This is a genomic window from Streptomyces sp. NPDC047453 (assembly GCF_040643155.1).
Lineage (GTDB): Bacteria > Actinomycetota > Actinomycetes > Streptomycetales > Streptomycetaceae > Streptomyces.
In genome coordinates this window covers 1-25,789 of the sequence record NZ_JBEYTS010000066.1, presented here as the reverse complement: position 1 = coordinate 25,789, position 25,789 = coordinate 1, and the positions used below count along the sequence as shown (strand labels likewise).

Below are 25,789 nucleotides of genomic sequence, written 5' to 3'. Positions count from 1 at the left end.
CGGCTCACCCCCTTACGCGGTCTCGTACCTCGGATGGAACGTGAGGTCGACGGCGCTGCCGGGCCCGGCGCCGTCGAGCTGGAACGTGACCGGGGTCTGCCCGGGCGGCAGCGACCACAGCTGGGCCTGGGGCCAGTTGAGCCCGCCAACGAGGTTCTCGCCGGTGCCGGAGCGGACGCGCGGCGGGTCGGTGCTGATGGTCACGGTCTGGCCGGCAAGGAGCGGGCCGTGCCCGGTCTTCGCCATGTCGAGCGTGAACGATGCGGCGGTGTCCACCCCGTCGTCGATGGTGTCCTCCCGTATGAACGTGATCTTCGACGCGGGACCGGTGACCTGCCACACCGGCCACACCTCGATGTCGCCGGGATTGTCGAGGGTGGTGGCGCCCAGGACCTGGGAGCTGGACACCGTCGGGTAGGGCACCAGGTAGTCGGACTGGGTGCCGGTCTCGCGGTGGACCGTGACCGCCTGTGCGTCCACCCAGTACGGGTCCTCGCACCACAGGGTAAGGACCGCGCTGTCCCAGGTGATGCCGGTCGCGGTCTGCCCCCGCCCGTCCCAGCCGTCGGCGTAGTAGACGGCGATCCGCCGGACCGTGCCGTCCGGGCGGGCCACCTCCAGCGTGCCCGGCGGCCGCCGCCCGCCCGGCCCCACCCGCAGGGTGCGGGTGAAGGCGGTCGCCATCGCCCGCCAGTTCTGCGTGAACACCAAATGGTCGGCGCCCTTGACCAGGACCGGCCAGATGATCGTGCGCGGCTGCGGCTGCACGTGCCGCAGCCGCGCGCCACCACGCGGGTGCGGGTCCGACGTGATCGTGTACGGGGCCGCCCCCAGACCGGACACACCCTCGGCGAGCGTGTACCAGTCTGCGGTGAGGTCGGTCATCGGCCACCGGGTCCCGGCCGGGTCGATGTAGGTGATCGACGCGTAGCCGATCTCGGGGACTTCGATCGGCGGCGGGACCTCGATCGGCGGCTGCTCCGGGGTGATGACCGGTGCTGTGATCAGGGGCATTTATCCAGGCCTCCCCACGCGCTGCCGCGCCTCCTCCTCCCGCTGCAGCAGCCGGAGGTCCTGCACATCGATCACTGACTTGCGCGGGTAGAGGTTGTACGTCACCGGCGGCCGGTCACTACCCACCGCCCGCGCTGCGGCCGCCGGCGCTGCGGGCAGCCCGGGCCGTGCCGCGGCCCGGCCTACGGGAAGCCGGCCCTCGTTGAGGTCGTCCATGAACTTCAGGCCGTACTTGGCGACGGACACGGCCTTGACCATGTACTCGCCGGCCGATCCCCACAGTGGGATGCTGTCCGACGTTGACGTGCCCGGCCCCCGCAGGAGCCCGCCACCTGCGAGCGCGATGCCGCGCTCCTTCATGTCCTTCACGAAAGCAGCGCTGCCGGGGATGGCTTTGATCTGCTTGGCGTAGAGCGGGGCGAGGTGGGCGATCATCGGCCAGCTCACCCCGGCCTTCACCACGTCCGCCACGGTGGCGTTCTTCTTCCCGGACAGCGCACCCAGCAGCTGCGATGCCGCCGCCAGTTCGTCCGAGCTCAGCAGCTTCTCGTTGGCCTTGACCGCTGCGTTGGCCTTCTTCGCCGCGGCGGGGGACTTGACCGCCGCGGCGGCGATCGCCATGGCGTCCGCGTCGCCCTGCCCCGCCAGCTGCATCGCGAGGTCCCCGTAGCCCGCGGCCGACAGCTTCAGCAGGTTGTCCTGGAACTTCTTGCTGCTGCTGGTCGAGGCGTTGAGTTGCCGGGTGTAGTCGGCCAGCGTGGCTTTCGCGGTCGGGGCCAGCTTCTTGAGGTTGGCGACCACCTCGTTGAACTGCTTGCCCGTCGCCTTGGCGAGCGAGGCGACGAGGGCCTGCCCCGACTCGCCCATGTCCCGCAGCGTCTGCTCGACATCCGCACCGGCCCGCTTGCCGATCTTGGCGAGGTTCCGCTCCCACGCCGCGGACTTCTGGACCGCCTCCTTCAGGTTCGTCGAGTAGCCGGTCAGACTGAACCCGGAAGCCTTTGTTCCGGCCTTGAGGCCCAGCGCCCGGTCTGCCGCGTTCACGGCCTTCTGGGCGTCGGCCACTGCCTTCCGGGTTGCCGCGGTGCTCTTCTTGGCTTGGGCGCGCATCGCCTCGTTCAGCTGGGCCCACGCGTCCTTCAGCCGCTGCATGTCCTGGTCGTACCAGCTCGCCACTGTGGACGTGGAGATCTTCGCTGCCGTCGAGGCGGTCGGCGAGTACGTGAACCCACCGCCCGCGTATCCGCCGCCGGCGAATCCCGCCGCCCGGACCAGGGCCGGGTTCAGCAGGCCCTGGTTCAGCGCGTTGAGGAACGGGATGCCGTACTTGTTCACCGACGACGACTGGACCACATACTCGGTGTTCGACACGCGCCCCACCGCCCCGGAGGCGAACAGGGCGAGGATGCTGTCCTCCCTCGGCCCGCCCGGCCCCGAGATGTAACCGCCGTCCGGGAAATACTGCACATCCCCGCCGACGGCGTACCCGCGCACCCGGCCGCCATAGGCCGTCTTGGACAGGTGGCCCTCGCCCGAGTACGGCCGGCTGATCGTGCTGGCCTCCGCCCTCGTACGCCGGACCGTGGTGATGACGATCGTCTTGCTCTGGACGCTGGCGAGCTCGGCCCGGGCCTGGGCCAACTTCCTTTCCAGGTCCGAGATCTCACCCTTGATCTTCGCCGTCTTCGACGACGGAGCCTTCGCCAGCCTGTCCTTGGCATCGGCGATCTTCCGCTCGAGGTCGTCGATGTCACCCTTCAGGTACGCCGTCTTGTCCGGCGTGCCGAGGATCTGATCGGCCAGCTTCTTCGCCTGGGTGGTGTTGAGGCCCATCTGCACGGCGTTCTTGATGAGCTGCCCACGGCCACGCTCGTAGATGGCAGAGACCTCGGCCCACGACGCGCCAGAGTCCCGTGCGCTCGCCGCGGCCTCGTCCGTCTTCGAGGCGAGATCGCTGAGCGCCGTGGCCGCGGCCCGCTGCTTCTCGGTGTTCAGGGTGAGCTTGCCGCCCTGCATGTCCAGGACGCCGGCGTTCTTCCGGGCCGCCTCGGCAGCCGCGTCGATCGCCGCCTCGAAACCGATCATCCCGCCGAGGCCCTGCCTATTGACGTTGTTGAGGGCCTGGATGCTCTCCCTCAACCCATCCGCGGAACGCTTCTGCTCGTCGAGGTGGGCCTTCACCTCCGCCGCTTGGGCGCCGAACAGGCCCATGCTGTCGGCCGTCAGCGACTGCTCGAGCGCGGCGCCGGCCAGCGCATCCTTGTAGTCGACAAGCTGGCCACGGAACTCAGCAGCAGCCTCCCCACTGAGCCCCAGCTTCTTGACCATGTCGTCGAGAGCGGCGGCAGCCAGCTCAGCCTGGCCGCTCTTGACCAGGTTGGCGAGACCCTTGTCGATCCCGTCGATCTCCTCCTTGGCCTTGCTCATGGAGTTCGAGTCCGACATGCCCAAGGTGAAGATCGAGTTCATCGTGTCGTTGAACTTGTCCATGCCGGAGCCGCCGCCGGCGACACGGTCAACCGCAGAGGCCAGACCGTCCATGTCCTTGCCCATCACCCGCGCGGCCTCGCCCGTGACCTTGCCGGTGCGGCCGAGGATGCCGAGCGATGTGGTCAGCTTGTCGATGTCCGGAGGCGTGGACTTGCCCCGCTGCCGCAGCTCGGTGAGCGCGATGAGGAGCAGGCCCAGCCCGGTGCCGGCGATCGCCAGCTTGGCCCCGCGGGAGAGGCCGCCGATCGCCGCGGTGACCGCGCCGATCGCGCCAGGCGCCCCAGCCGCCGCCGTACGGAGTGCCATCACCTGAGTGCCCAGGGCGAGCAGCGCGGCCTTGGCTGTGCCCACTCCGACGGCCGCGAGTTTCACCGCCCGGATGGCGATGGCCAGCTGGAGGACCAGGGCGATGCCCTCGGGCGGGACCGCCGACACAATCCCGGACAGGGCGTTGATCACGTCCAGCATGCCGACCCCGACATCGGAGCCGGCATCGAGGACGTTGACCAGCGCCTCGCCGATGTTTCCGAGCGTGTCCCACACCGCCGGGCCTTGCTCGCGGCAGTAGTCCATGAACCGCTGCATGCCGCTGTTGTCGAGCTCACCGGCCTGCGCCTTGGCGAGGAAGACGGTGAGCTCGTCGACGGCGTTACTCAACGTCCGGTTGGCGAAGTTGGTGACCTTGTCGGTCATCCGGTCGAACCCCGGCGTCTGGACGGCACCGCCGGCGATGGTGATCAGCCGGTCGAACTGCGTGGACGCGCCCTTGACCAGGCCCGTGGTTTTGGGCAGCAACGCGTTCGCGACCGCGAGGCCCTTGGTGACCGGGGCCATCACGTCGCCGGAAAGTTCGTCGGACCAGTCCGCGAAGTTGTCCTTCAGCAGCCCGACCGCGACCGCGGCCTCCCGCGTCGCGGGCGGCAGGTCGTTGAGCGTCTTCAGGTAGTCGGCCTGGGCCTTGGCCGCCTCCTGCGAGGTAGCGCCCGAGGAGTCGACCGCGTCCGTGTACTTCTCGTGTGCGGCGATGGCCTCACCGATGGCGCCGATCTGCGGAGCCAGCGCGAGCCCGTACGCGGCCGCGGACAGGGTGACCGCGCCGAGCTGCGCGGCGAGCGCGCCCGCCGTGCTCGCGAGCCCGGCCGCCATCGGGATCGCCGCCGGCAGCGGGCTGATGAGGTTCGTCTTCAGTGCCTCGCCGAGCTTGCCGGCCTCGTCCCGCAGCAGTCCCATCGAGTCGCGGGTGCCGTGGGTGGAGTCGCCCAGGCGGCGGGCCGCCTCATCGGCGGACAGGAACCGGCCGCGCAGATCACGCAGTTGGCCGTCGGCGTCGGCTCCGATCCCGGACAGTCGCAGCCGCAGCCGGTCGGCAGAGTTCGCCGTCCCGTTGAGGACGCGGGACAGTTCATCGCGACCGGTCAGTGTGAAGGTGAGACGCTCGGCCACCGGTCACCCCCTCCGGCTGATGTGCTGGTTGATCCAGGCGACCGCCGACTCCAGTTCGTCAGCGGACAGGCGGTGGATCTCCCACGGGCGGATGTGCAGGTAGTGCGCGAGCAGCCACCGGTACTGGGCGATCAGCCCTCGGAGCCCTTGCGGGCCCGCACCAGGTGGCCTTTTCCCACCGCCTCGAGGGCGGCGGTGACGTCGTCCCGGTTGTGGGCGAGCTTCCGCATGTGCGGGACCATCGCGTCGATCGCGGAGTCCTCCCCCTTGGCGAGCGCCTCGGCCAGGATGTTCGACAGGACGTCGTCCATCTCCGCTCGCTCGAGCTGCGCCTTCAACTTGCGCCGCCACCCCGGGATGTCGAACTCGTTGAACTTGAGGCCCTTCTGCTCGCGCCGGCGGACCGCCCAGAGCACGGCCCGCATGCAGGTGGGGTCCTGCGCACGGAGCCGGTCCTCGATGACCCGCCACGGGACGTCGCCCACGGCCTCCTCGATGTCGGCGGACTCGATCGCCGACAGGTCATCGGTGGACACCTGCAGCTCAGTGCCGTCGTCCTGCACGTATGTGATGATCATGATCGTCTCTCTTACTGAAGGTCCCGGCGGACATCGCCCAGGACGCGTTCGACTTCGGCCCGCATCCGCGGCTCACCGGCCCGCACGGTCCGCGACCACCACCCGGCAGGCCTGGCCCACTGGTTCGCCCAGCGCCGCTTGTTGCCGAACACGGGGTGGCGCAGGCGGCCGTCCTCGATCTGCTTCGGGACGCCGCGTGCGCCTGGCTCCAGCCGGGTGGTGTCCATCCACACGCGGGCACCGGGGTTGGCGCCGGTGCGGACGCTGATCCGGACCCCGCCCGCGAGCATCGCCCTGAACGGGCGTGTCGTCGGCGAGGGGCCGCCACGCTTCCCAGCCTTGCGGCCCTCGCTCACCAGCGGCTGGTTACGGATCGCACGCTGCAGATCCCTGTGCAGCGGCTCGGCTGCACGGCGGATCCGGCGGGACATGTTCTGCCGCAGCCGCGGCCCGCCCGCCCTGCGCATCCGCCGTGACAGCTCGATCAACTGCCCGGTTCCCAGGACCCGTACCGAGCTCGGCATCTCAGCCGCCCGACGCGGCCGGGATCGCGACGTTCTCCGCAGGCTCGGACGTGATCGCGAACTGCGCCATGATCTGCGCCGCCTGGTCCAGCTCACGCACCTTGGCCTGCGAGGTGACGGTCACGGGGTAGACGTCCATCGTCCCCCCTGTCGTGTCGCCCTCGTCCATCCACACGATGAACCCGGGCGTCTCGCGCACCAGCAGGCTGCGCACGTCGTCGCCATCCTTCGACGCCCAGAACGTCAGCGACGATTCCGCGGCCGTGATCTCACCGCCCACCACCGGCGTGAACCGCGAACCGAGCGCCGGGGTCGGCACGGTACCCGAGGTGGTCTGCCACCCGGCCATCGCGCCGGTCTCGCCCTCCAGCGCCGTACCCGCGTTCAGCTCCGCCCGGGTCGGCGATTTCTTGTTCGCGATCGTCGGCACCCACAGCACGCGCGTGATGCCGCGCCGGTAGTACCGCGTCGACTCGTTGATCGGAGTCGCCATGTTCAGCTTCCTTCCTCAGCTCGCCGACGGCCCTTCGCCGCGGACGCGTTGCTGCTGGCCTGGCCGTCGACGACCTGCCAGCCCGACCGCTCGTACACGGGCACCGAGACCTCCGGCACCTCGATCTCCTGCTCGATCCCCTCGTGACTCATCCGCACGCCCACCGCGCGGCTCCTCTCTACGTGAAGGCGCTGCCGGCCACCGTCAGCAGCAGCCGTGCGTGTGCGCCCTGTTCGGTCTGGTCCTGCACCAGGCGGGTGGCGCCGATGGCGGCCTCCACCGAGCGCAGGCCGAGGGTGGGGCGGGCCGTCAGCCAGGCCTCGACCCGTGCGGCGATCTCGTATGCGCGGCGGCGGGCGGCCACGATGTCCGTGTCGCCGCGGTTGACGATCGCCGCCACGGTGATCTGGAACGTCTCATCGCGGCGGGTGCCGAGGCCAGTCCAGCCGCCGATGGACTCGGCCGCCTCGAAGTCGCCGGACGGGTCGCCGTCGAATCCGATGACCAGCCATTCCTGGGCCGCGGAGTCCGTCACCTGCGGGCCGTCCGCGACCACCACGTCTTCCAGCAGGCTGTCCGCCTGACCGAGCGCGACCAGCGCCTCGATCACTTCGGGTACACGTGAACCCATCTACGCCAGTCCTGGGGGTTGTCGGTCCGGATCGAGCATCTGCACGGCCCGGTTGGGGATCGCGTAGCCGAGTCCGGGGATCGGCTCGGTCACGCTGTAGTCGTCAGAGGTGCCGGCCAGCGCCCCGCTGCGGCCCGGACGCTGAGTGCGCCACAGGTGCTGGAGGATCAGCCGCGCGGCCGCCGTGATGTTGTCCGCGATGAGCAGCCGGCCCGCCGTGTAGGAGACGCGGAGCGGCCCGTGCAACGGGCCGCCGTCGCGGCGGGTGATGATCCCGGCCGGGCCGTCCACGTTCAGCCAGTCCGGCGGGTATGAGGGCCCGCCGTCGAGGAGCGGCTCAACCGCGGTCACCTTCAGAATCGGCGGCCGCCGCAGGGCCAGCGCCTGCACCCTGCCGACGTGGTGGTCCTCCGCCACGTGCCGGACGACGACGGGGCCGGTGAAATGTTCCACTGCGCTGGTCGTCGCGTTGATCCAGAACCGGATCTCGTCGTCCTCGCGGAAGTCGGCCAGGCTGATGTTCAGGTGGTCCTTGGCGTCCCGGAGCGACAGGATCGCCGGCGGCTGCTCGGGCCGGACGTCGAGGACGTCCGTGTACGCATAGGCCGGGCCGCCGAACAGCCACCGCACGCTGTGCCGGCCGGGCTGCTCGGTGACGTAGTCGGCCTGGTACTGGCCCGTCTGCGTGGGCGGGTTGGTGACTGCCGGGGTGGCGGTGGTGCCGTCCGGCAGGGTGACGGTGACCACCGCGGTGTCCGCGTCGACGAGGGTGCCGTCCGGGTCCCGGCACTGGGCGGTCAGGCGCGCTGTCGCGCCGAGGTCGTACGGCACCGCTCGCCTCCCCTACCAGTCGCGGGTCTCGGGCGCGTCGGCCCGGCCCCCGCCCCGCGAGTAGTCCGCCGCCGTCGCCCGGCCACCGCCCGCCGCGGCGTCCCGCGCACGGGCGGCCTCGAGGACCTGCTCCCGCTGCTTGGCGATCCCGGCCCGGTCCTGTCCGGCGGCCTCGGCGTCCAGCACGCGCAGCGCCTCCCGCTCTCCCACCCCGTCGAGGTAGGCGAGGACCTCGCGGTTGCTGTGCTCGCTGGGGTCGAACAGCGGCGTCTCCACCTCGGCCTCCTGGTCGTCGGCGTCGCCCGGCTCTGCGGGGTCGGCCGGCTCCTCCGGGTCGGATGCCGGGGGCACCGGCAGCCGTACGGTGACCGACCACCGCGACCAGGACAGGCCGTCGTCCTCGCCGTCCGGCGGATCGCAGGCCTCGACGGCCGCGTCGACGACCTCGAGCTCCTGGCCGTCCTCGCCGACGACGAGCGGTATCCGCTCCCCGTCGGCCGCCCGCGCCGGGCTGCCGCCGCCGTCGTCGTCGGCGAGGACCGCGCGGTGCCCGTCCGCCCACGAGGCCGCCGCCTCCTCGCTCACCTCGACGACGTCGCCGGGCGCCCACGAGAAGTCGGCGCCGGCAACCGCCTCGAGCACTCTGATCCGCGGCATCAGGCACGCACCGCCGATGCCGTGCGCGGGCTGCCGAGCAGCACGATCACCCCGTACGTCCCGCCGGTCGTCACCCCGGTCACGCTCACCGAGACCCGCAGGAACCGCCGGGTGCCCTTGTAGCCGATGGCGAGCACCTTGCCGCTGTCGGCCGCCACGAGGGCGGGCTTGCTGCCCTGCAGCTGGCTGGCGGCGACCGGCGTCCAGGTGGAGTCGTTGTCGGACTCCTGGACGTCGATGGTGTGGGTGCCGTCGGTGATCGTCCCGGCGTGCACCAGGATCAGGGCGTCCTGGTACAGGGCGCCTCCGCCGGCACGGTCGACGCTGGTCCCGTTCGTCGAGGCGGAGCGCACGCTGGCCGCCAGGGCCACCCGCGCGGCCGTGTTCGAGTACGCGTCCCTCACGACGCGCTCCTTCCTGTGGAGCCGACGGGCCCGGGCAGCGCGGCTGCTCCGGGCCCGTACTGGCGGATCGGTCAGGTGGCCGAGTGCTGGTACAGCCGGATCGCGGACGAGTCCTGGATCCCGCCGTCCAGGCGGGCGAAGCCCAGGAAAGCGACCTGTAGGTACTCGGCGTACCGCTCGACCAGGCGCAGCGTCTGCACGTCCAGGACCTGCCGGATGATGTAGCCCGCCGCGAAGTCGCCGAACGCGACGGTCTTCGCAGACGCGCCCGGGACCGGCATGGTGTTGTCCACCGTGTACTCGAACCCGTTGATCGTCGCGGGGAACCCCGGGGCCGGGATCGGAACCCACAGCGGCCGCTGCTGGCCGTCCTTCAGCTTCCGGATCACCTTCAGCGTCTGGTCGTGCATCAGGTACCGGCCGTTGGGTCGGTAGGCGTTGTCGACGCTGTGCTCCAGGTCGATCAGGTCGTCGTAGGTGATCGACGTGGTCTGGCCGGCCGCGCCGGCCTTGCCGACGACCGCGCTGGTGGTCAGGCCCTGCGGCTGGTCCACCCCGGTACCGGTGGTCCACGCCCGCGCGGAGCGGCGGCCGATGCGCTCACCGAGCTTCTTCGGCACCCACGTCTCGAGGTTGAACGCGGAGTCCTGCAGCAGGCTCATGCTGAGCTTGACCTGCTTGGAGCTGAAGATGTACCCCTTCAGCTTCTTCCCGCCGAGCTCGAGGTCCTGCTCACCGGCGGGCTGGTTCTCGCCGAGGATCTCGCCCTCGTTGGCCGTGTCGTCGTTGGTCGGCCACAGCAGGTCCGCGCCCGTCGACGTGGTGATGACCTCGGCCAGACCGAGCAGACCACCGAAGGCCTTCATCGTCTCGGTCATGATGTTGCGGAATTCGTCCGGCACGGTGAATCCGCCGGCGGTGTCGATGCCCGCGCCCATGGCGCGCAGGTCGACCTGCCGGTCCATCATCAGGTTCCGCTGGTCCGGGGTGAGCCGGTCCATGCCGCCGCGCAGGTAGATCCCGAAGGCCTCGCCGTACCGCTGCGCCCGCTCGTCGACGTCGCTGCCGCGGCGGTCGTTGTCGGGCTCGCCGGTGGTGGACACGATCTGGCTGCGGTCGATCGTCTGCAGCTGCGCCATCCGGTTGAGGCGCTCGATGTCCCCGGAGACGACGGTGAGCCGCTCCTCGGCCTGGTCCCAGTTGGTCCGCTCCTCGGCGGTCAGGTCCCGGTTCTCCGTCTCGGCTGCGGTCTGGATGTCCTGCATCCGCTGCCACAGCGTGTTCTGCTCGTCGATGAGCCGCCTGAGCTGCACGCTCATGCTCAGTTCCTTCCAGGCATGGCGGAGGCCCCACACAGCTGGTGTGAGGCCTCCGGGGTGAGTGTGGTTACGCGCAGGCCTTGGGCAGCCCGTAGCGGGCGGCCAGTGCCCTCATGCGGAGTACGCGCGCGTCGCAGTCGGTCCGAGTGGTCTCTGCCGGCTCGGTGCCGTCCGCCGCCGCGGCGGTCTCCGTGGTGGTGCTGGTCTCGCGAGTGGACTCACCCGGCTCGCTGCCAACTGCCTTCAGTTCTGGTGCCTTGATCCCGGCGTCCTTCAGGTGCCGGGCCAGGTGCTTGTAGACCGCCTGGCGGTCGTCCTCGGGAATGGTGGTCCCGCCACGGGAGCCGTTGAGGACACCGATCCCGGTGGTGCATGCCACCGTCGACGCCGCGCCGACGTTGCCGTCCATGTCCACGAAGTGGTGGATGAACCGGTACGAGGCCTTGGCGTTCGCGTCGCCGTCCGGGTCCACCCAGGCGTGCGCCATCCGCAGCGCCGACTCCTCGCCGGGCAGATCCTTGGAGTTCGCCGGCCCGTCCCACGAAGCGTCGGACGTGTCGGTGGAGTGGACCGCCAGCCCGCCGCGCGCCTCGGCGGCCGCCGCCTGCCGCGCGGCCGGCCCGGCCTCGGTGGGCCGCTCGCCGCCGACCAGCTGCAGCAGGTCCCGCAGCTCCGGCCGCCACCGTGCGCGCCGCTCGATCGCCGCCTGGTCGCCGCGCTGCACGAGCGCCGAGGCAACGCTGGCCAGCTCGGCCTCCGTGTCCTCGTACGCGGGGAACGTCACCGCGCTGACCTCGATGAGGCGGACCTCGAGGATCCGCCGCACCTCCACCTCAGCCGGCCCCTCCGAGGTGTCGATCGTCTCCGTCGACCACTGGTCCTTCAGGACGTAGAAGCCGAAGGACATGCCGGTGATGTTGCCGTTGCGGACGTTCGCCTTCAGGTCGCCGACGTACGACAGGGCCGGGTCCAGCTCCGAATCGACCGGCAGCCCCGCAGCGTCCTCGGCCAGGGACAGCGTGCCGGCCGACACCCGAGACACCACGTAGTACGAGTCGTGGTCGACCAGGAACCTGGCGTCCCCCTCCTGCAGCGTCTTGGTGAACGCGCCCGGCGCGATCTCCTCGTAGAACCCCCAGCGCAGCGGATTGCCGATCGCCGTGCGGGAGTTGAACTTCGCCGCGTACCCACGGAACCGCTCGATACCACCGTCGCCCTCGGCGGCGCGTATCACCACGTCCGCCGTCGAGAGAGGCAGGCGGCGGCGCTCCTCAGTCGTCGTCCTCGTCAGAGTCCTCATCAGGAACCTTCCTCCTCGTCGGGGGTCAGCATCAGCCGCTGCGCCTCCGCCATCAGCGCGGCCGCCCGCGCCTTGTTCGACCCCGCCGCCGGCTGCTCGCCGCCCGCCGCGGACGGGTCGTAGCCGAGGGGAGCCATGTACATCGGCTGCAGGTAGACGTCGCCGCCCTTGCCATCCGGCAGCGGCGGCAGCTCCTCCAGCGCCCGCACGTCATTCGCGCTGAACGCACCGACGTCCCGCATGGCCCGGTAGAACGTCGCCCGCGCCGCGCTGTCTCCGCGCAGCAGCCCGCCCATCTGGTACGAGGCGTACTCCTCGCGGGCCATCAGCTCCTTGGTGATCCGCTGCTCGGTCGGTGTCAGCCATGTCGGGTTGAGGTCGAAGGTGACCCAGCCCTGGACCTGCTGCTCCAGTCCGGTGCCCCACGACGTGCTCTTCTCCGTGCTCATGAGCAGGAAAGGGGGCACGCCGAACATGCGGCCGATCTCCACCACCTGGAACTGCCGGGACTCCAGGAACTGCGCGTCCGTGTTGGGCATGGCGACCGGCTTGTACGAGGCCCCGGAGTCCAGCACGGCGATCTCGTGCGCGTTGTGGACGCCGGACATCTTGGCCTTCCAGCGTTCCTTCAGCCGGGCGGCCTGGTCCTGGTCCAGGCGCTGCTCGGTCTGGAGCACGCCGCCGATCATGTTGCCGTTGCCGAACAGCTTCGCCGCGGACTTCTCGGCGGCCTGCGCGAGCCCGATGCCCTGCATAGCCAGCCGTACGGGCGAGCAGCCGGTCAGCCCGTCATAGCCCAGCCCCGGGATGTGCAGGATCTCCCGGGGCGTCAGGACGTGCCGTGTGCCCCAGTCGTCCGTGACGTCGAACAGCTTCCCGGACGGGTTGCCCTCGCCGGCCTCGCTGGGCCTGATCCGATCCACCTGCACCCGGTCAGCGGAGACCGGCCACAGCTCCCGCACCTGCCCGGCCCCGTCACGGACCTTCTGCATGTAGGTGTTGCCCCACAGCACCCGGTTGACGTAGCCCAGCCGCCACAGCTCCACCGGCGTCAGGTCCGGATGCGGGTCCTTCAGCAACTCGGCCTGGACCCTGTCCCGAGTGCCGTCCGTGTAGGCGTGCAGCGGCAGCGCCGCCGACACCCCGGCGATCAGGGCAACGGCCCGCCACACCGGCGACGCCCGCAGCGCCGTCGTCTCCGACACCGACACCCCGGCATCCGACTGCACCCCGCCGAGGAACTCGGTCAGCGCGGCGGAGGTGAGCGGCTGCGTCGGGCTCTCCAGCCCCCGCCTCGCCCTGCCCTCGAAGAGGCCAAACAGCCCGCTCACTGCCGCCCACCCCCCGCCGCATCCCCACCGTGCCGCGCCCCAGCGGCACGTTTGTCGACCAGCGCACGCTCGCACGCCAGCACCCCCGCCAGCCCGCCCAGCATCAGCGCCGCGGGCACGTTCACCAGCGCCACCCCCACCAGGGCCAGGACGACGAACGTGACCTCGCACGCCAGCAGCACTCTCCTTGGCGTCACCACAGGTTCGGCGCCCCTTCCTCCGGCTCGACGTCGTGGAACATCTCCCACCCCCACACCGCGTTCGTGGCGGACACGAGCGGGCTGATGTCGACGCCGTCGCTCTTGCGCGCCCATGCCCATGCGTCACCCAGGTCCCGTTTGCGCGCGCCGGCGAGCGCCGCGGTCAGGTTCGACTGCCCGAGGTGACGCAGCGTGCCGTTGCTTACGCGGTCGTAGAACTGCCCGCAGGCCTGCGCCAGCTGACGCACCTTCGGGGAAACCACCAGGTGAGAGCGGTCCTCACACTCCGGATTGTCCTCGTACGTCAGCGCCTTCTTCAGCGCCGGCACCAGCGTGCCGGCCGGGCCGCCCTCGTCGATCACCCACGCGCACGGCCCCCACTTCTGGTCACGCTCGGTAGCCCAGGCGACGACCCAGTCCGTACCGGGCTCGTGCCGCACGACCTCGGCGTGCACCCCGTCACCGGACGCACCGGCCACGGAGATCGACGCCCACGTCCGCTCTGGGTTCACGTCGATCGCGAACGCCACCGGGTCCCCAGGCCGCGAGCGCTGGTCCTCTACGGCGTCCCACTTGTCCTTGGGGATGACCTGCCAGGTCTCGTCCGCTACCTCCGGGTAGTCGCCCACGCCCAGGCGCTCACGGTCGAACAGGTCCGGCCGCATGGCGCGCATCTCCTGCAGCACGTACGCAGTCCGGATACGGATCCCCAGCGCGGGGTTGGCCCGGGCGAACGACCGCTCGTCGTTGCGGTCGTCGTGCGCCTCGCAGACGATGCGGCCCTCGGGGTCGGTCGGGCACTCCTTGACGTGGTGGTCGATGGAGAACTCGAGGTAGCACAGCGACGGGTCCGGTGGGCCGTTCTCCGCCATCGCCCGTGCCCGTAGCAGCGCCAGCTGCTCGCTCTCGTCGCCCAGCCCCGCCGACCCGGTGAACACCAGCTGCGGGTTGTGCCGGGCCGACAGCACGGGCATCAGGGCGCCCACGGGGGCCGCCCGCAGCTTCATGCCCTCGTCCATGATGACCAGGTCGCCGGAGAACCCTCGGCCGCTGTCCCCGCCGCGCGCCAGGAACCTGATCCTCGCGCCGTTGAAGAACTCGAAGCCCTCCTCGCCGTGCGAGCGCCTCACGCGCTTGACCCGGCGGCTCAGGTCGTAGGAGCCCTCGAAGATCTGGTCGAGGCGCAGGAACGACTCCTGCGCGGTGTTGAACTGGTGCGCGGTGTGGATGACCAACCGGCCACCGAACAGGATCACCTCGCCGAGCTGGCGGGCCTCGAGGAATCCGCCCTTGCCGTTCTGCCGGGCGACGTTGAGCACCACCTCGAGCGACGTCCACCGGCCCTCGTCATCCTCGGCGAGGGAGTGGTGCAGGCCGAGCTGCTGCCACGGGTCCAGCAGCAGGTGGGCGCTCTCGGCGAGCTCGATGCACTCCTGCCCCGCGGGCGAGCGGTAGTCCAGGGCGACCTGGTCCTCGGTGCCATCCCACCGGCCGGTGCCGACTTGCCGGTACCAGGGGACGGACAGGATCCGCGGGGTCTGGCAGCCGATCACCCGGTGCCCTTACCGGCTCGAGGGGAGAGCCGCTGCGCGCGCCGGGCGGTGAGCTCGTCGATCTTGTCGCCACGCTCCTTCGGGGGAGCGGCTGCGATCACCACAGCGATGGCCTGGCGCAGCTCGCGGGCGGCAGTCGCGGCGGCCTTCGGGTCAGGGGCCGAGTCGACCTCGGCGGCGAGCCGGAGGGCGGTCGCGGCCATGGCGCTGGAGGTGGGGTCGACGCCGAGCTCGTCGAGCTGGGCGGTGGTCGCCGCGGCGACGGCGCCGCGACGGAGGCGCCGCTTCGGAGTGTCACCCATCGGGCATCACCCCCTGTAACCGGACAGACAGTGACGCAACGTGATAGGTGATCCGTAACGGAGCGTAGCCATATAGAGGGTGACAGAGTGTCACTAATTCATTCGGACTCGGTTCGGGTGGATCAGTGACCGCCGCTGCGGGGAGAGAACCGGGCGACAAGGGCGTTTGGGTCGCCCGCTTGCCTGCTGAAGATTCGACCCACCTCCCCGCCCCGGCCCGTGATCAACTCGCGACCGCGACCCGAACGAAGATCAACATCGGGGACGGCGGCAGCCGAGCGCCGCCCCTAGCCGAGGGTCACCAGTCCCGGGACGCCTGGACCGTGACAGGGCGTGACCCGCCCTTCCGGTAGGTCCGGTACCAGCGAGTGACCACCCGGTCCATGCCCTCCGAGCGCATCGTCCGCACGCGCTCGCGCACGACGTCTTCGCCCGGGTCGACGGTGACGATCCGGGCGCCGAGCCGCTGGTACTTGGCCCGGGCCTTGGGGCTGGGCATGGTGTGGATCAGGTACACGTCGACCTCGTCCAGATGCTTGACCGCCTCATCGATGGCGGCGAACCGAGCACGCTGCGCGACCCGCTGCACGAGCGGGTCGTGGTTCCACTGGGGCGCGCCCGGGCCGGTGAGGGAGAGGGCGATGCGGTCCAGGTCGATGACGATGTCACGCGCTGTCGCGTGCGCTTGGATCCACGAGCTCTTGCCCGCGGCCGGCGGGCCGGTGATGACGTACAGCACGCTGCGTCACCTCCGGGCAGGGGCGCCGCCTCCGGTCAGCGACGCCACTCCTTGCGGTAGTCGGGGTGGTCAGCGTAAGGCGTGGCGAGCAGCTTGAGGACGTCCAGGCCCCACGGTTCTCCCTCGCCTGGTAGGAACGATCGCTGTCGGTCTTCGGGGCCCGTGACTTCGACCAGAGGGGCCTGACAGAGTTCGATGATCTTGCGCTTCGCCTCGATGTCCGCGAGCACGTGGTGGGGGTCTGCAGGTCCGTTCGCCATGCGAATGCCAGCAGAGAGGGCCGCGGATGCCATCTGGATCGGAATGCCCGCGTAAGTAGCGGTGCTGCGGACAGCCTTGTCCTTCACGCCTTCCGGATCGCCTGCCCATGCGGCGTCTGCGTCCAGCCGGGCCTTGAGGAACTGCACCAGGTCGTCACTCATGCTGGCCATGCTCTCACCACGTACGTGGGTGCGGGGCTGGTCGTCTGATGCAGGTGGGGTTGTGCCGGCCGAGGAAGCGGCAGGCGAGCTAGCCGGGGATGCGGGCGGCGGCGCTGCGGGGCTCGCCGATGGCGTAGCGCAGCCAGTAGGTGAGGCCGGTGGCGGTGTGGCTGTACTGGTACCAGCGGGGTGGTGGCGGGGCCTGGCGTGGGGCGAGTTGACGCCGGTCGCTCATGGTCACCACCTCCGGGAGGCTCGGGCCATGGGCTGGGTGATGCGGTTGCCGCGGGCGCTGTTGCAGCGGCGGTGTGCGCTGCGGGCGTTGGTGGGGTCGAGGAGGTCGCCGCCCAGTGACAGTGGGATGGCGTGATCGAGGGTGAAGGCCCAGCGGGAGCGTTGTGCGGCGGCCCCGGTGAGGCTGTAGTCGATGCGCTGGCCACAGCGCCAGCAGGGCAGGCCGAGGGCGCGTTGCTGGGCGCAGAGTCGGCGGTAGGGGCGCCCGTTGCGGGGGTTGCCGGCCACGGGCGCCACCTCCATTCACGCCTTGGGCACTGCCCATTCCGCGTTCTCAGGGAGGCTCTCGGCCGTGTAGAGGATGCGTTCGGGCCTTTGGCTGCCGGGGACGGGGAAGACGGTCTTCCCACGCACGCACTCGCCGGCCTTCAGCTTGGCGTCGTAGGGGTACTCGGGCTTGGGGAAGTCGCCGTACGTGACGTTGCTAGGCTCGATGCGCGTGCCGTCGGCGTAGGCGAGCGCCCAGGGGTAGCGGGTGACTCCGGCCAGGCCCTTCTTGAGGCAGGCCTTGATGTCGACGGCGGCCCAGACGTAGCCGTCGGTGCCGAACTCTTCTTCGGCCGACCGGGAGTTCTTGGCGACGTCCTGCTCGTAGCCCATGACGGTCACCGCCATGGTGACGTCGTCGTCGCCGGTGAAGGTGAAGGTCTCTCCGATTGCTCTTGGGGCGACCGGCGTTGACTCGGACGGAGTGGGTGCGGCGGTGGTTTCGGTGGCCGTGGGAGTGGTCTCGTTCTTCGCGGTGGGCTCGCTGCCGCCGCTGTTGCTGCCACCGCTGCAGCCCGTAGTTGCTGTTGCTGCGGCGAGCAGGGCGGCGCAAGTGGCTCTCCGGATGTGCATGGTCCCCCCAAGGACGCGCGGGTGCTGAAGGGGCATCATCGCCCGTGTGGAGGCGCTGTGTTGCAGCGTGTGTCTGTTCTGTGAGGGTGGGCCCGCTGCCCGCTGCCCGCTGCCGGGTTCGCACTGCGGGTGATCGGGGTGGGGTTGCCGGCCACGGGCGCCACCTCACGTCTACTCCTGCTCTGCCTCGCTATCGAGCTGCGTGGCGAGAGCGTTGAATGCGGTGACGTACTGGTTGGCGGCGCGCAAGGTGCCGTTGTCGGGGGTCACGTTGTAGGTCTGGGCTGCTCCGTTGCCGAACGTGACGTTGATGACCGCGGCGCCCTTGTTCTTGCGCCCGGTGGCGGCGGCGGACACGCCGAGCGTGGCCGCGCCGGCGACGAGCCGGGTGGCTGTCCAGCCCTTGTGGGCGCCTGCGTTGATGAACTCGGCGTGCCCGCCGCGGATGGGGCCGAGCGTGGTCTCTCCGAACTTGGAGCTGGGCCACGAGCGCATCATGGCCGCGGTGTTGAGGGTCTTCTCGGCCGGGTGGGCGCTACGCCACTGGCTGAGGGCCTCCTTCTCGGCCTGCCTGTTGGCGGCCCACTCTTCGCGCTGCCTGCGCTTCTCCGCCCGACGTGCTTCCTTCTGCGCGGCCTTCTCCGGGTCTCTTCTGAACACGATGTCCCCCAAGACACGTGGGTGCTGAAGGGGCATCATCGGCCATACGGGGGCCCTGTGTGGGGGTGTGTGGCTGTTCTGTGACGTGGGCCCGCCGCCCGGACCGGGCCCGCGCTGCGTGCGTTGGGGCGCGCGCAGGGGGCTTCCGGCCGCCTCGCCGGGCAGCGGGGGCTATAGGGGTGGGGCGCCGACTGGCGGCGAGCGTCGGGCGCAGAGATCAGGCGATGCGTCGTACGGCAGCGGTGTTCTGCCGGGCGGTGCGGTGGGCGTCGGCGATCTGCTGCTGGCTGTAGATGCGCCGGCCGCGCTCGTCGCGGCGGGGATCCTTCAGGTGGCCGCGGCGCTCCCACGAATAGATCGTCTGGACGCTGCCGCCGATGAAGGCTGCGGCCTCGCGGATGGTGAACCAGATGCCGCCGGCCGCGTCTTCCCGGCCGTGGGCGGGGGCGCGGTCGGTGGGGTGGGGCATGTGGATCACCCCCGGAGATGCGGAAACCCCCGCTCAGGCGGGGGTTCGTGTGGTGTGTGGGCACAAGTGTGCTGTTGGCACCGGATTATGCAGTGCTGATCGACTACGTGTCCAGCGGGGGGTGAGGATGGGGGGAGGCCTCTACGCTGCGGCCATGAGTGCAATTGACTGGGGGGACGTGCCGACGTGGCTCGGCGCGGTGTTCGCCGCGGGTGCTGCGGGGGCCGCTGTGTGGACACTGGCGAGCCAGCGCTCGCAGATCAGGGAGCAGCGGCAGTTCATCGCGGAGCAGTCGGCCAATCTGGCGTTGGAGCGCGAGGAGCTACGTGCTGCCGCTGCTGCTCGGAGGGAGGCGCAGGCGAAGCAGGTTCATATGAACTACCAGGTGGAGGGCGGATCGTGGGATAGCGAGGGGAATGTGGTCGGCTATGACCACTGGGAAGTCAGGATACGAAACGGCAGTGATGACCCTCTGCGTGATGTCGAGGTTCGGTTCGGCACGGCCTACCTAGCGGCGGAGGTGTACGAGGTCCCGCCTTCGGCGTTCTCGGGGCCCAACCCTGGGGAACGAAGGTCGCTCCCTGTCCATCTGCTAGGTCCTGGCCGGGTGCTTCGTTTTCTCTCTCCGCAGTGGTCTGAGGCTACGGTTGACAACAACCGGCCGACCCTGTTCTTCACCGATGATGGCGGGGTGCGTTGGGCGCTTGACTGGCAAGGAAAGCTGGAGGAGACGCAGCCGGAGCCGCAGGCTTAGCGGAGGCCCCGCCTCTGTAGGCGGGGCCTCGTCGCGTCAGGTCAGTTCGTCGGGCTGGTCGACGCCGCTCTGCTCACGCATTGCCTGATCGGGCTGGTGGTGAACTGTTGGCGCTGCTCGGGGTAGATGGGCTGGTAGATCCGGCGGTAGACGGCGGTAGATGCGCCGGTAGACCCGCAGGTCAGACGGCGGTAGACGGCCCTGTGGGTGCGTCCTCGCCGATCGGCTGAGAAGCGAGCAGGTCTGCCCTCCGGACGCCCCTCGTCGGGCCCTTACTGCCGGGCGCCTTCACCTTGAGCTGGACGGGGATCCCCAGGGCCTCCAGACGGGCCCGAAGGTCACCCACTGTCCAGTCCTGCCCGTGGCCCTGCTCCTGGAGGTGGGCGAGGACCGTGCGGAGGTGCACCGCGTCGGCGTCTCCCATCGCCTCCAGCAGCAGGGCCCGTACGGCGTCCGTGTTGGGCGCGGCGGGGGCGTCCTCGTCGGCCGGGGTGGGGGTCGGCCGACCGGCCCGCCAGGCGGCGAGCAGCCACCCGGCGGAGAGCAGCCACAGCAGGTTGGGGACTGCCCGGACGAGCCGCCACAGCAGGTACAGGCCCAGGGCGAGGAGGCTGAGGCGGAGCCAGCAGCCGAGGGCGGCGCGCCAGCCGGTGAGGTCGGTGCGGCGGCCGCGGCGGATCCAGGCGGCTGCGCGTACGGCGAGGCGGCGGGTGACGGCTGCGGAGCCGGTGGCAATGCGGTCGGCGTGGCGAGCGAGGCGGCTCACAGGATCCCCACTCCCTGCACTGCGGCGACCACGCCGTCGCCGGCTGCGTTGAGGGCGGCGGGCAGCCAGGCGAGTGCGCCGGCGACGCCTGCGGTGAGCAGCAGCACGGAGCCGACGTAGGCGCCGCCGATGATCCTGCGGCGGTCCTTCTTCCCGGCGGCCTTGTAGGCGAGGACGACGAGGGTCATGGCGATGACGACGATGACCGCGCCGGTGGTGCCCAGGCCGACGAGCTGGCCGGAGGTGAGTCCGGTGCCGGGGTTGGTGCCGGTGAGGGCCTGTCCGGCGCGCTCTCCGGCACCGTTGCCGAGGGTGCCGGAGTGGGAGTGGGCCCAGCCGAGGATGCCTCCGGGGCAGGCCGCGGCGCAGGCGGCGCCACCGAAGCCCTTCCCGAAGGAGGCGAGCTGCTTCATCTCGCGGCCGCCAGTCCACCAGGGGTAGAGGTTGCAGGTCAGGATGATCAGGGCGAGGAGCAGTCCGCCCAGGGTGAGCGTGGATGTGGCGGTCATCGGGTGACTCCGGTGAACAGGGTGATCGGGTCGAACCAGTCGAAGACGCCGACGGCGCCAACCAGGGCGGTGACGAGGAGGAAGCGCGGGATGGCGCGGCTGGTGCGCCGGTCCAGCGCCCACGCGGCGGCGATGGCGACGATGGCGATGACGTAGGCGGCGCCGATACCGGCCTCCGTCCTGGCCTGGTGGAGTGCGTGCGCCCATATCCCGACGGGGCTGCGGCCGCCGACCCAGGGCACGAGGGCGGCGAGGATGGCGATGGCCATGCGCCAGGTGACCAGGGCATCCCACAGCCGTTCCCACAGCCGGAGGCGCTGCTCCTCCTGCGGGGGTGAGGGCTGGACGACTTCGTGGACGTGACGGACGACGACGGTGCGGGTTCCGGGATCGGGCGGATCCGCGGGCGCGGCTCGCGGAGGGGGCGGTGGGGTGCGCCAGGGCGGGGCCTCGCCGGGCTCGGGGGGCCGGGCGGGCAGCGGCGCGCCGGCGGGGATGACGCGGGTCGGGGTGACCGCGCGCTTGTCGTGCTCGGGCATGGGTGGGTCCTGGTGGCCGAAGGGGCGGACGTTCAGGGCACGGAGGTAGGCGCGGGCGCGCAGCTCGTCACCGTCGGGCGACGGCTGCGCGCCCATCAGCCGGCCGTCCGGCCGAGGGCGTTGAGGGCTTCGCGGATGAGCTGGGCCTTGGCCTGGCCGATGCGGAGCTGGGCCTTGAGGGTCTGGATGGAGGCGGGCCGGCCGTGAGTACGGCGGTGGTCGGCATCGACCTGGCGAGCGCGGGCGAGTAGGCCGTCCAAGTCGGTGGGGTCGGCCGTACCCGCCGGGTCAGGTACGGGGCCCGGGTCGGGTACGGGTACGGGTATGGCTTCGGGTACGGGGTCCGTCTGGGGGCGGGTACGGGCCGGGGCGGGTACGGTCGCGGGCGCCTCAGGGGTGCGGGGGCGAGCAGTGTCGGCGGCGACCTCGAGGCGTCGGGGTGTGTCGGGTACGCGGGCGTGTACCTCGGTGCGGGTACGGCGCGGCCGGATCATCTCGGCGGGGAATGCGCACGCGACCTCGCGGCGTACCCCGGCCTCGGTTGCGATGTCGAGGTGCAGGCCAGCGACCGGGTAGGCGGGCTCGGCATCCTCAGGTACGGGTGCAGGGGTGGGCACGGGTACGACGGGGAGCTGCGGCCGCTCGGGTGCGGCGGGTACGGGTGTACCCGGCTGCTCGAACAGGGCGGGTACGGGTGTACCCGGCTCCTTGGGTAGGGCGTGGAGCGCTACTCGTACCCGGGCTTCGGAGACGGGTACGCCGTACTCGGTGCACAGCGAGGCGAGCTCGGCCGGGGTGGCGCCGGGGCGGGCGGCGTGTACCCGGAGGACGGCGTCGACGGGGTCCAGGCGGCGCAGCTCGGCGCCGGTGACTCCGAGTGGGGTAGGCGGGTAGGGGCCGGGCTCGGGCTCGGGTACCCAGGGGGAGTCGACGGGTACGGTGCGCAGCTCGGCGGCGCTGCGGCGGGCGGCGAGCAGCTGCATCAGGGTGTGCCGCTGGGTGCCGTCGGCTGCGGCGCCGGACCGGGCGACGGAGGCCTGGAGCGCGGCGCGGCCCCACCAGCCGAGGTGCTTGCGGGAGGCGAGGCGTACGGCGCGGGCGGTGGCGCGGTCGCGGGTGACCTGGGCTGCGGTGCGGCCGCGGACGGCCAGGCCGAGGTGGGACAGGAGCCTCTCGCGGAGCTCGTGGCCGATCTGGGCGGGCAGGCCGGTGGAGAGGGCCTCGGGGCGGGCGACACGGATCTCCAGGCCCATGGCCAGGTGCCAGAGCAGGGCGGCCATGACCGGGCCGATCGCGGCGCGGACGATGCCGGCCCAGAAACCGGACTCGGCGAACGCGGGGATGATCTGGATGCCGGTGATGCACCAGACGAGGACGCCGGGCACGCCCGGGGTGCCGGCGCTGTCCTCGGTGGCGGTGGCGCGCTTGTTGGCGCGGGCCATGACGGCGCAGGCGAGGAGGGCGCCCTCCCCTGCGGCGAACATGACCAGGCGCTCGCTGTGGTCGGCCATGTGGAGCCGGTGTTCGGCGAACCGCCAGGAGGTGTCGCCGGAGTAGGCGGTGCAGATGAGGGCGCCGATACCGGCGGTGAGGACTGCGCCGCTGGTGCGGCGGACGATGACGGCGCAGAGGGTGACGAGGACGCCCGCGATCAGGGCGGCCTGCCAGAGGTGGCCGGCCGTCCAAGCGATGGGCTGGTCCAGGGACACGGTGGGCTCCAGGAGCGGTGGAAGGGGGCGGGCCTCGCTCGGGTGCGGGGCCCGCAGCTGTGGGCCGGTTCAGCCGCGGTGGCAGCGCCAGGCGTAGGCGGCCAGGGCGGCGGTGACGAGGAACGGGCCGGGCTGCGCGGTGAGCACGGACAAGACGGCAAGGGCGGTGAAACCCCAGCGCGCCAACGGGGTGTGCATGGCGAGGAGGTCGGCGAGGGTGCTGCGGCGTCGCATGTGGGTCTCGTCTCGCGGAAGGGCCGGCCCCACGGGGGTTCGGGGCCGGCCGGTCAGGGGCGGGTCAGGTGAAGCGGCGGCGGTCGCGGCGCTCCCACTGCTCGCCCTGCTGGGCGGCGCGCTTCACGCCTTTGCCGCGGTGGCCTTCACGGCGCAGCCGGGCGGCCCGGGCGGTGCCGGACTCGCGGCCGGCGTACTGCGTGGCGGCGAGCTCGCGGTCGTTGCCGGGCTTGAGACTGCGGACGAAGTCGCCGAAGCCCATCAGGAGGCACCGCCGGTCTCGTTGCCGTGGACGCGGTCCTCGCCGGAGAGCTGCTCGCGGCGGTTCTGCGCGTCGGTGTAGTCGACGGAGGCGCGGGCGAGGAGTTCGGGGGCGGCCGCGTCAACGTCGGCGGCGACGGGGGTGGGCTGCTCAGGGGGCTGGTCGGTACGGTTGGCCATTGGGCCTGCCCTTTCTGGTTGAGGTGGGCCTGGCCCCCGGCCATATGGAGCGGCAACTCCGGCCGGGGGCCGTTCTGCATCAGCAGTGCGGGACTGCTTCCCTCGAATGTATGGGGTCCCATACACTCAAGGCAAGTAGCCCGCCCGAATGAGATGAGGCCGGGTGTGACCGAGGAGGCTCAGCGGGTGATCGAAGCCATGGACGCGGTGGAGGCGATTGCCGACCCGGAGAAGCGCGCGCGGGCGATCAGTGAGGTGCTCGCCGACCAGGGCGACCGGGCGAAACGGTGGCGTGAGGACCGTCGCAAGGTCGTGCTGGATCTGCGTGCGCAGGAGCCGCCGGTGTCGTACCGGAAGATCGCTGCTCTGTTGGGGGTGTCGCTGCGGACGGTGCAGGACATCGAGGCGGGCTATACCGGGTCGGGGAAGAACCGGCCGCGCAAGGAGGAGGGGTAGCGGTGGATGATCTGATCCAGTGGCTGCGCGCCCAGCTCGACGCCGACCAGCGGGACGCGGAAGCGCGGCGCGGCATCTTCCCGCAGCCCGGCGTGGACGACGACGGCGTGGTCTGGCTGCACGTCCGGCCGGGCGGGAACGCCGTCCTCGTCCGCCAGCGTGACCCGATCGCGGGCTACGACGACCTGGCCAAGCTGAAGAGCTGGGCGGACACGGAGAACGGCTGGACGCAAGAGCGGGTCCTGCGTGAGATCGACGCCAAGCGGCAGATCACCCGCGAGTGGGAGGACGCCAAGCGCACCGCCGAGAGCGATCCGTCCGACGCTTCCGCGCGGGTGGCCCTGCTCGCCTTCGAGATCACGCTGCGCCTGCACGCCGCCGTGTACGACGCCCGGCCCGGCTACCGCGAGGAGTGGCGGCCGTGACAGGGAAACGATCGGTTGAATGGCCACCCCACGTACGTGATGCGCTGCTGATAGACGTACGGCTGACGCACGAGGCCGCGCAGGAGGCAGAGGCCCGGCTCAAGATGCGTATCTATCTCGCGGTCGAGCAGGGGCTGACCACGCGCCAGATCGCCGAGCAGCTGGGTAGCGTCTCCCAGCAGACGATCAGCCGGTGGCGGCTGGAGGGTGAGGCGTTGTGCCGGGAAAGGCTGACTGACGAGTAGCCGCGCACCGATGCCCCCGTCTCCGTCGAGGCGGGGGCATCCTCATGCCCGGAGCAACCCCACGTGCGCCCGCCCACCCGCCGCGCGACGCTGGGAGCATGAGCACAGCGCGCGTCGCGGTTCACCCGCCGGCCGAGAACGGCGGCCGCCGGGTCACCGTGGACGGGACGTTCGTCGGCGTGGCCTTCAGCCTCCACGATCTCGCCGTCTTCCTGGAGCGGGCCGGCCTTGAGGGCTGGGACGAACTGGACGTGGCCGCGCACGCCGAGCTGATCGACTGGCGGGGCGGTGGCCCGGAGATGTGGGAGCGCTGACGGGAGATTCCCTGTCGCTGGGGAGTGTTGGCCGGCGACCGCCGGTAGGTTCGTCGTACTGACGTTGTGTCTTGGAGGGTCCGACGCAGTGCGCGGGGTGGTGCCCGCGGTGGCCCGTCGCCCTGGGAGTGGGGCGGCGGGCCGCGTGCTGTCCGGGTCAGGCGGCGTCGGCCTCGAGCTGGGCCGCGGTGATGCGTGCGGCGAGGGCGAGCTCTTCGCGGCTGTACATCGACTCGCAGGTGGTGCAGTCGATGTACAGCTGGTGGTCCGTTTCGACGAGGGTGAGGCTGTCGCAGCGCGGGCACGGCTGCGGGACGGGCCGCCGCTGAGGGCGCAGGCAGGTGATTCTGCGGATGGTGCGCATCAGCTCGTAGAGGTCGTCGCGCAGGGCGCCCGCCCACGGCTGGCGTGCGGCCCAGTCGAGGACGCGGGGGACGTCGAGCCATGCGGCGAGGGCCTGCGGGGCGAGAGCCGCGGGTGGGTTCCAACGGCGGTCCTCGGAGATGAGACGCACCCAGTGGATGAGGACGCCGGCGATGGGCAGGGGACCGTGCTGATCGTGCTGCGCCTGGCCGTACGGGTCGCGGACGCGGTCGTTCCAGGCGGCGGGGCCGAGGAGGGTGAGGACGTCGTCGCGGCCGGGCAGGGGGGCGGTGCGGTAGGCGGTGCGGCCGCCGGTGGAGGCACCGGTGGTCTCCCGCTGGCGGGAGCCCTCGAGGACGATGATCTGCGTAGGGATCTCCTGCAGCCAGACGCTGATGACGTGGACGCAGGGCGTGCAGATCGTCTGCCCGTTGGCGAGCTCGTGCTCACGCAGGCCGCGGTGACAGGTGGTAGCGGCGCAGGGCGTCGAGGACGGGTCGCTCATGCCGTGCTCCAGCGGGTTGTGTCGGTGCATTTGTG

Annotated in this window: 36 protein-coding genes; 5 read left to right on the top strand and 31 right to left on the bottom strand. The window is 71.2% G+C overall.

The window, feature by feature from the left end; all coding sequences use genetic code 11:
• Positions 1–12: 12 nt before the first annotated feature.
• From ABZ818_RS34225 to ABZ818_RS34115, 23 genes are all read right to left on the bottom strand, one after another.
• Positions 13–1,014, bottom strand: a complete 1,002-nt coding sequence (locus ABZ818_RS34225; protein WP_361423484.1) for a phage tail protein — start codon at positions 1,012–1,014, stop codon at positions 13–15.
• Positions 1,015–4,947, bottom strand: coding sequence for a hypothetical protein (locus ABZ818_RS34220; protein ID WP_361423481.1), 3,933 nt, complete (start codon positions 4,945–4,947; stop codon positions 1,015–1,017).
• Positions 4,948–5,078: 131 nt separating this feature from the next.
• Positions 5,079–5,525: a hypothetical protein gene (locus tag ABZ818_RS34215; RefSeq protein WP_361423478.1), complete on the bottom strand. Its 447-nt coding sequence runs from the start codon at positions 5,523–5,525 to the stop codon at positions 5,079–5,081.
• Between the two features lie 11 nt (positions 5,526–5,536).
• Positions 5,537–6,049 (bottom strand): hypothetical protein, encoded by a 513-nt coding sequence (locus tag ABZ818_RS34210; RefSeq protein ID WP_357488453.1) that lies wholly within the window; start codon positions 6,047–6,049, stop codon positions 5,537–5,539.
• Position 6,050: 1 nt separating this feature from the next.
• Complete coding sequence (locus ABZ818_RS34205; RefSeq protein ID WP_357488451.1) at positions 6,051–6,542, bottom strand: hypothetical protein; 492 nt, start codon at positions 6,540–6,542, stop codon at positions 6,051–6,053.
• A gap of 2 nt (positions 6,543–6,544) precedes the next feature.
• Complete coding sequence (locus ABZ818_RS34200; RefSeq protein WP_361423474.1) at positions 6,545–6,694, bottom strand: hypothetical protein; 150 nt, start codon at positions 6,692–6,694, stop codon at positions 6,545–6,547.
• Between the two features lie 26 nt (positions 6,695–6,720).
• Positions 6,721–7,173, bottom strand: a complete 453-nt coding sequence (locus ABZ818_RS34195) for a hypothetical protein (protein ID WP_361423471.1) — start codon at positions 7,171–7,173, stop codon at positions 6,721–6,723.
• Positions 7,174–8,004, bottom strand: coding sequence for a hypothetical protein (locus ABZ818_RS34190; protein WP_361423468.1), 831 nt, complete (start codon positions 8,002–8,004; stop codon positions 7,174–7,176).
• 12 nt (positions 8,005–8,016) lie between these two features.
• Positions 8,017–8,661: a hypothetical protein gene (locus tag ABZ818_RS34185; protein WP_361423466.1), complete on the bottom strand. Its 645-nt coding sequence runs from the start codon at positions 8,659–8,661 to the stop codon at positions 8,017–8,019.
• Entirely contained in the window at positions 8,661–9,065 is a 405-nt protein-coding gene (locus tag ABZ818_RS34180; protein WP_361423464.1) for a hypothetical protein, read from the bottom strand. Before ABZ818_RS34180 ends, ABZ818_RS34185 begins: the two co-directional genes overlap by 1 nt.
• A gap of 71 nt (positions 9,066–9,136) precedes the next feature.
• Entirely contained in the window at positions 9,137–10,384 is a 1,248-nt protein-coding gene (locus tag ABZ818_RS34175; protein WP_361423461.1) for a phage major capsid protein, read from the bottom strand.
• Between the two features lie 67 nt (positions 10,385–10,451).
• Complete coding sequence (locus ABZ818_RS34170) at positions 10,452–11,684, bottom strand: HK97 family phage prohead protease (RefSeq protein WP_361423458.1); 1,233 nt, start codon at positions 11,682–11,684, stop codon at positions 10,452–10,454.
• The gene (locus tag ABZ818_RS34165) at positions 11,684–13,015 is read right to left on the bottom strand and encodes a phage portal protein (RefSeq protein ID WP_361423455.1); all 1,332 of its coding nucleotides are present in this window, start codon (positions 13,013–13,015) and stop codon (positions 11,684–11,686) included. Before ABZ818_RS34165 ends, ABZ818_RS34170 begins: the two co-directional genes overlap by 1 nt.
• Positions 13,012–13,212, bottom strand: coding sequence for a hypothetical protein (locus ABZ818_RS34160; protein WP_357488441.1), 201 nt, complete (start codon positions 13,210–13,212; stop codon positions 13,012–13,014). Before ABZ818_RS34160 ends, ABZ818_RS34165 begins: the two co-directional genes overlap by 4 nt.
• On the bottom strand, positions 13,209–14,768 hold the full coding sequence (locus tag ABZ818_RS34155) for a terminase (protein ID WP_361423451.1): 1,560 nt from the start codon (positions 14,766–14,768) through the stop codon (positions 13,209–13,211). Before ABZ818_RS34155 ends, ABZ818_RS34160 begins: the two co-directional genes overlap by 4 nt.
• On the bottom strand, positions 14,765–15,070 hold the full coding sequence (locus tag ABZ818_RS34150; protein WP_361423448.1) for a hypothetical protein: 306 nt from the start codon (positions 15,068–15,070) through the stop codon (positions 14,765–14,767). Before ABZ818_RS34150 ends, ABZ818_RS34155 begins: the two co-directional genes overlap by 4 nt.
• Positions 15,071–15,368: 298 nt before the next feature.
• Entirely contained in the window at positions 15,369–15,809 is a 441-nt protein-coding gene (locus tag ABZ818_RS34145; protein ID WP_361423445.1) for an AAA family ATPase, read from the bottom strand.
• A gap of 35 nt (positions 15,810–15,844) precedes the next feature.
• Complete coding sequence (locus ABZ818_RS34140) at positions 15,845–16,231, bottom strand: DUF6221 family protein (RefSeq protein ID WP_357488398.1); 387 nt, start codon at positions 16,229–16,231, stop codon at positions 15,845–15,847.
• 88 nt (positions 16,232–16,319) lie between these two features.
• The gene (locus tag ABZ818_RS34135; protein ID WP_357488396.1) at positions 16,320–16,466 is read right to left on the bottom strand and encodes a hypothetical protein; all 147 of its coding nucleotides are present in this window, start codon (positions 16,464–16,466) and stop codon (positions 16,320–16,322) included.
• 2 nt (positions 16,467–16,468) lie between these two features.
• A complete protein-coding gene (locus ABZ818_RS34130; RefSeq protein WP_361423441.1) occupies positions 16,469–16,753 on the bottom strand; it encodes an HNH endonuclease in 285 nt (94 codons plus the stop codon).
• A 15-nt stretch (positions 16,754–16,768) separates the two neighbouring features.
• On the bottom strand, positions 16,769–17,365 hold the full coding sequence (locus tag ABZ818_RS34125) for a hypothetical protein (protein ID WP_357488392.1): 597 nt from the start codon (positions 17,363–17,365) through the stop codon (positions 16,769–16,771).
• A gap of 171 nt (positions 17,366–17,536) precedes the next feature.
• Positions 17,537–18,025: a hypothetical protein gene (locus ABZ818_RS34120; RefSeq protein WP_357488390.1), complete on the bottom strand. Its 489-nt coding sequence runs from the start codon at positions 18,023–18,025 to the stop codon at positions 17,537–17,539.
• 217 nt (positions 18,026–18,242) lie between these two features.
• Entirely contained in the window at positions 18,243–18,494 is a 252-nt protein-coding gene (locus ABZ818_RS34115) for a MerR family DNA-binding transcriptional regulator (protein WP_361423436.1), read from the bottom strand.
• A gap of 154 nt (positions 18,495–18,648) precedes the next feature.
• On the opposite strand from ABZ818_RS34115, the gene ABZ818_RS34110 reads away from it, so the two are divergent.
• Complete coding sequence (locus tag ABZ818_RS34110; protein ID WP_361423433.1) at positions 18,649–19,248, top strand: hypothetical protein; 600 nt, start codon at positions 18,649–18,651, stop codon at positions 19,246–19,248.
• Between the two features lie 181 nt (positions 19,249–19,429).
• Here ABZ818_RS34110 and ABZ818_RS34105 read toward each other — a convergent pair whose 3' ends face one another.
• The 7 genes from ABZ818_RS34105 to ABZ818_RS34075 all read right to left on the bottom strand — a co-directional run bounded on the left by ABZ818_RS34105 (position 19,430) and on the right by ABZ818_RS34075 (position 23,446).
• A complete protein-coding gene (locus tag ABZ818_RS34105) occupies positions 19,430–20,014 on the bottom strand; it encodes a hypothetical protein (protein ID WP_361423430.1) in 585 nt (194 codons plus the stop codon).
• Positions 20,011–20,523, bottom strand: coding sequence for a hypothetical protein (locus ABZ818_RS34100; RefSeq protein ID WP_361423427.1), 513 nt, complete (start codon positions 20,521–20,523; stop codon positions 20,011–20,013). Before ABZ818_RS34100 ends, ABZ818_RS34105 begins: the two co-directional genes overlap by 4 nt.
• Positions 20,520–21,158: a hypothetical protein gene (locus ABZ818_RS34095; RefSeq protein WP_361423424.1), complete on the bottom strand. Its 639-nt coding sequence runs from the start codon at positions 21,156–21,158 to the stop codon at positions 20,520–20,522. Before ABZ818_RS34095 ends, ABZ818_RS34100 begins: the two co-directional genes overlap by 4 nt.
• A complete protein-coding gene (locus tag ABZ818_RS34090) occupies positions 21,158–22,771 on the bottom strand; it encodes a hypothetical protein (protein ID WP_361423421.1) in 1,614 nt (537 codons plus the stop codon). The genes ABZ818_RS34095 and ABZ818_RS34090 overlap by 1 nt, the downstream gene beginning before the upstream one ends.
• Before the next feature lie 69 nt (positions 22,772–22,840).
• Positions 22,841–23,005, bottom strand: coding sequence for a hypothetical protein (locus ABZ818_RS34085; RefSeq protein WP_357488465.1), 165 nt, complete (start codon positions 23,003–23,005; stop codon positions 22,841–22,843).
• 64 nt (positions 23,006–23,069) lie between these two features.
• Positions 23,070–23,267 (bottom strand): hypothetical protein, encoded by a 198-nt coding sequence (locus ABZ818_RS34080; RefSeq protein ID WP_361423418.1) that lies wholly within the window; start codon positions 23,265–23,267, stop codon positions 23,070–23,072.
• Positions 23,267–23,446 (bottom strand): hypothetical protein, encoded by a 180-nt coding sequence (locus ABZ818_RS34075; RefSeq protein WP_361423415.1) that lies wholly within the window; start codon positions 23,444–23,446, stop codon positions 23,267–23,269. Before ABZ818_RS34075 ends, ABZ818_RS34080 begins: the two co-directional genes overlap by 1 nt.
• Positions 23,447–23,611: 165 nt before the next feature.
• Between ABZ818_RS34075 and ABZ818_RS34070 the strand changes: the two genes are divergently transcribed.
• The 4 genes from ABZ818_RS34070 to ABZ818_RS34055 all read left to right on the top strand — a co-directional run bounded on the left by ABZ818_RS34070 (position 23,612) and on the right by ABZ818_RS34055 (position 24,886).
• Positions 23,612–23,902, top strand: a complete 291-nt coding sequence (locus tag ABZ818_RS34070; RefSeq protein ID WP_357488378.1) for a helix-turn-helix domain-containing protein — start codon at positions 23,612–23,614, stop codon at positions 23,900–23,902.
• A 2-nt stretch (positions 23,903–23,904) separates the two neighbouring features.
• A complete protein-coding gene (locus ABZ818_RS34065; RefSeq protein WP_357488380.1) occupies positions 23,905–24,327 on the top strand; it encodes a DUF6221 family protein in 423 nt (140 codons plus the stop codon).
• Positions 24,324–24,572 (top strand): helix-turn-helix domain-containing protein, encoded by a 249-nt coding sequence (locus ABZ818_RS34060; RefSeq protein ID WP_357488382.1) that lies wholly within the window; start codon positions 24,324–24,326, stop codon positions 24,570–24,572. Before ABZ818_RS34065 ends, ABZ818_RS34060 begins: the two co-directional genes overlap by 4 nt.
• Positions 24,573–24,670: 98 nt before the next feature.
• The gene (locus tag ABZ818_RS34055) at positions 24,671–24,886 is read left to right on the top strand and encodes a hypothetical protein (RefSeq protein WP_357488384.1); all 216 of its coding nucleotides are present in this window, start codon (positions 24,671–24,673) and stop codon (positions 24,884–24,886) included.
• A gap of 157 nt (positions 24,887–25,043) precedes the next feature.
• Here the strand turns inward: ABZ818_RS34055 and ABZ818_RS34050 are convergent.
• Positions 25,044–25,789, bottom strand: a 746-nt coding sequence (locus ABZ818_RS34050; protein ID WP_361423409.1) for a hypothetical protein, incomplete at its 5' end; no start/stop codon positions are given.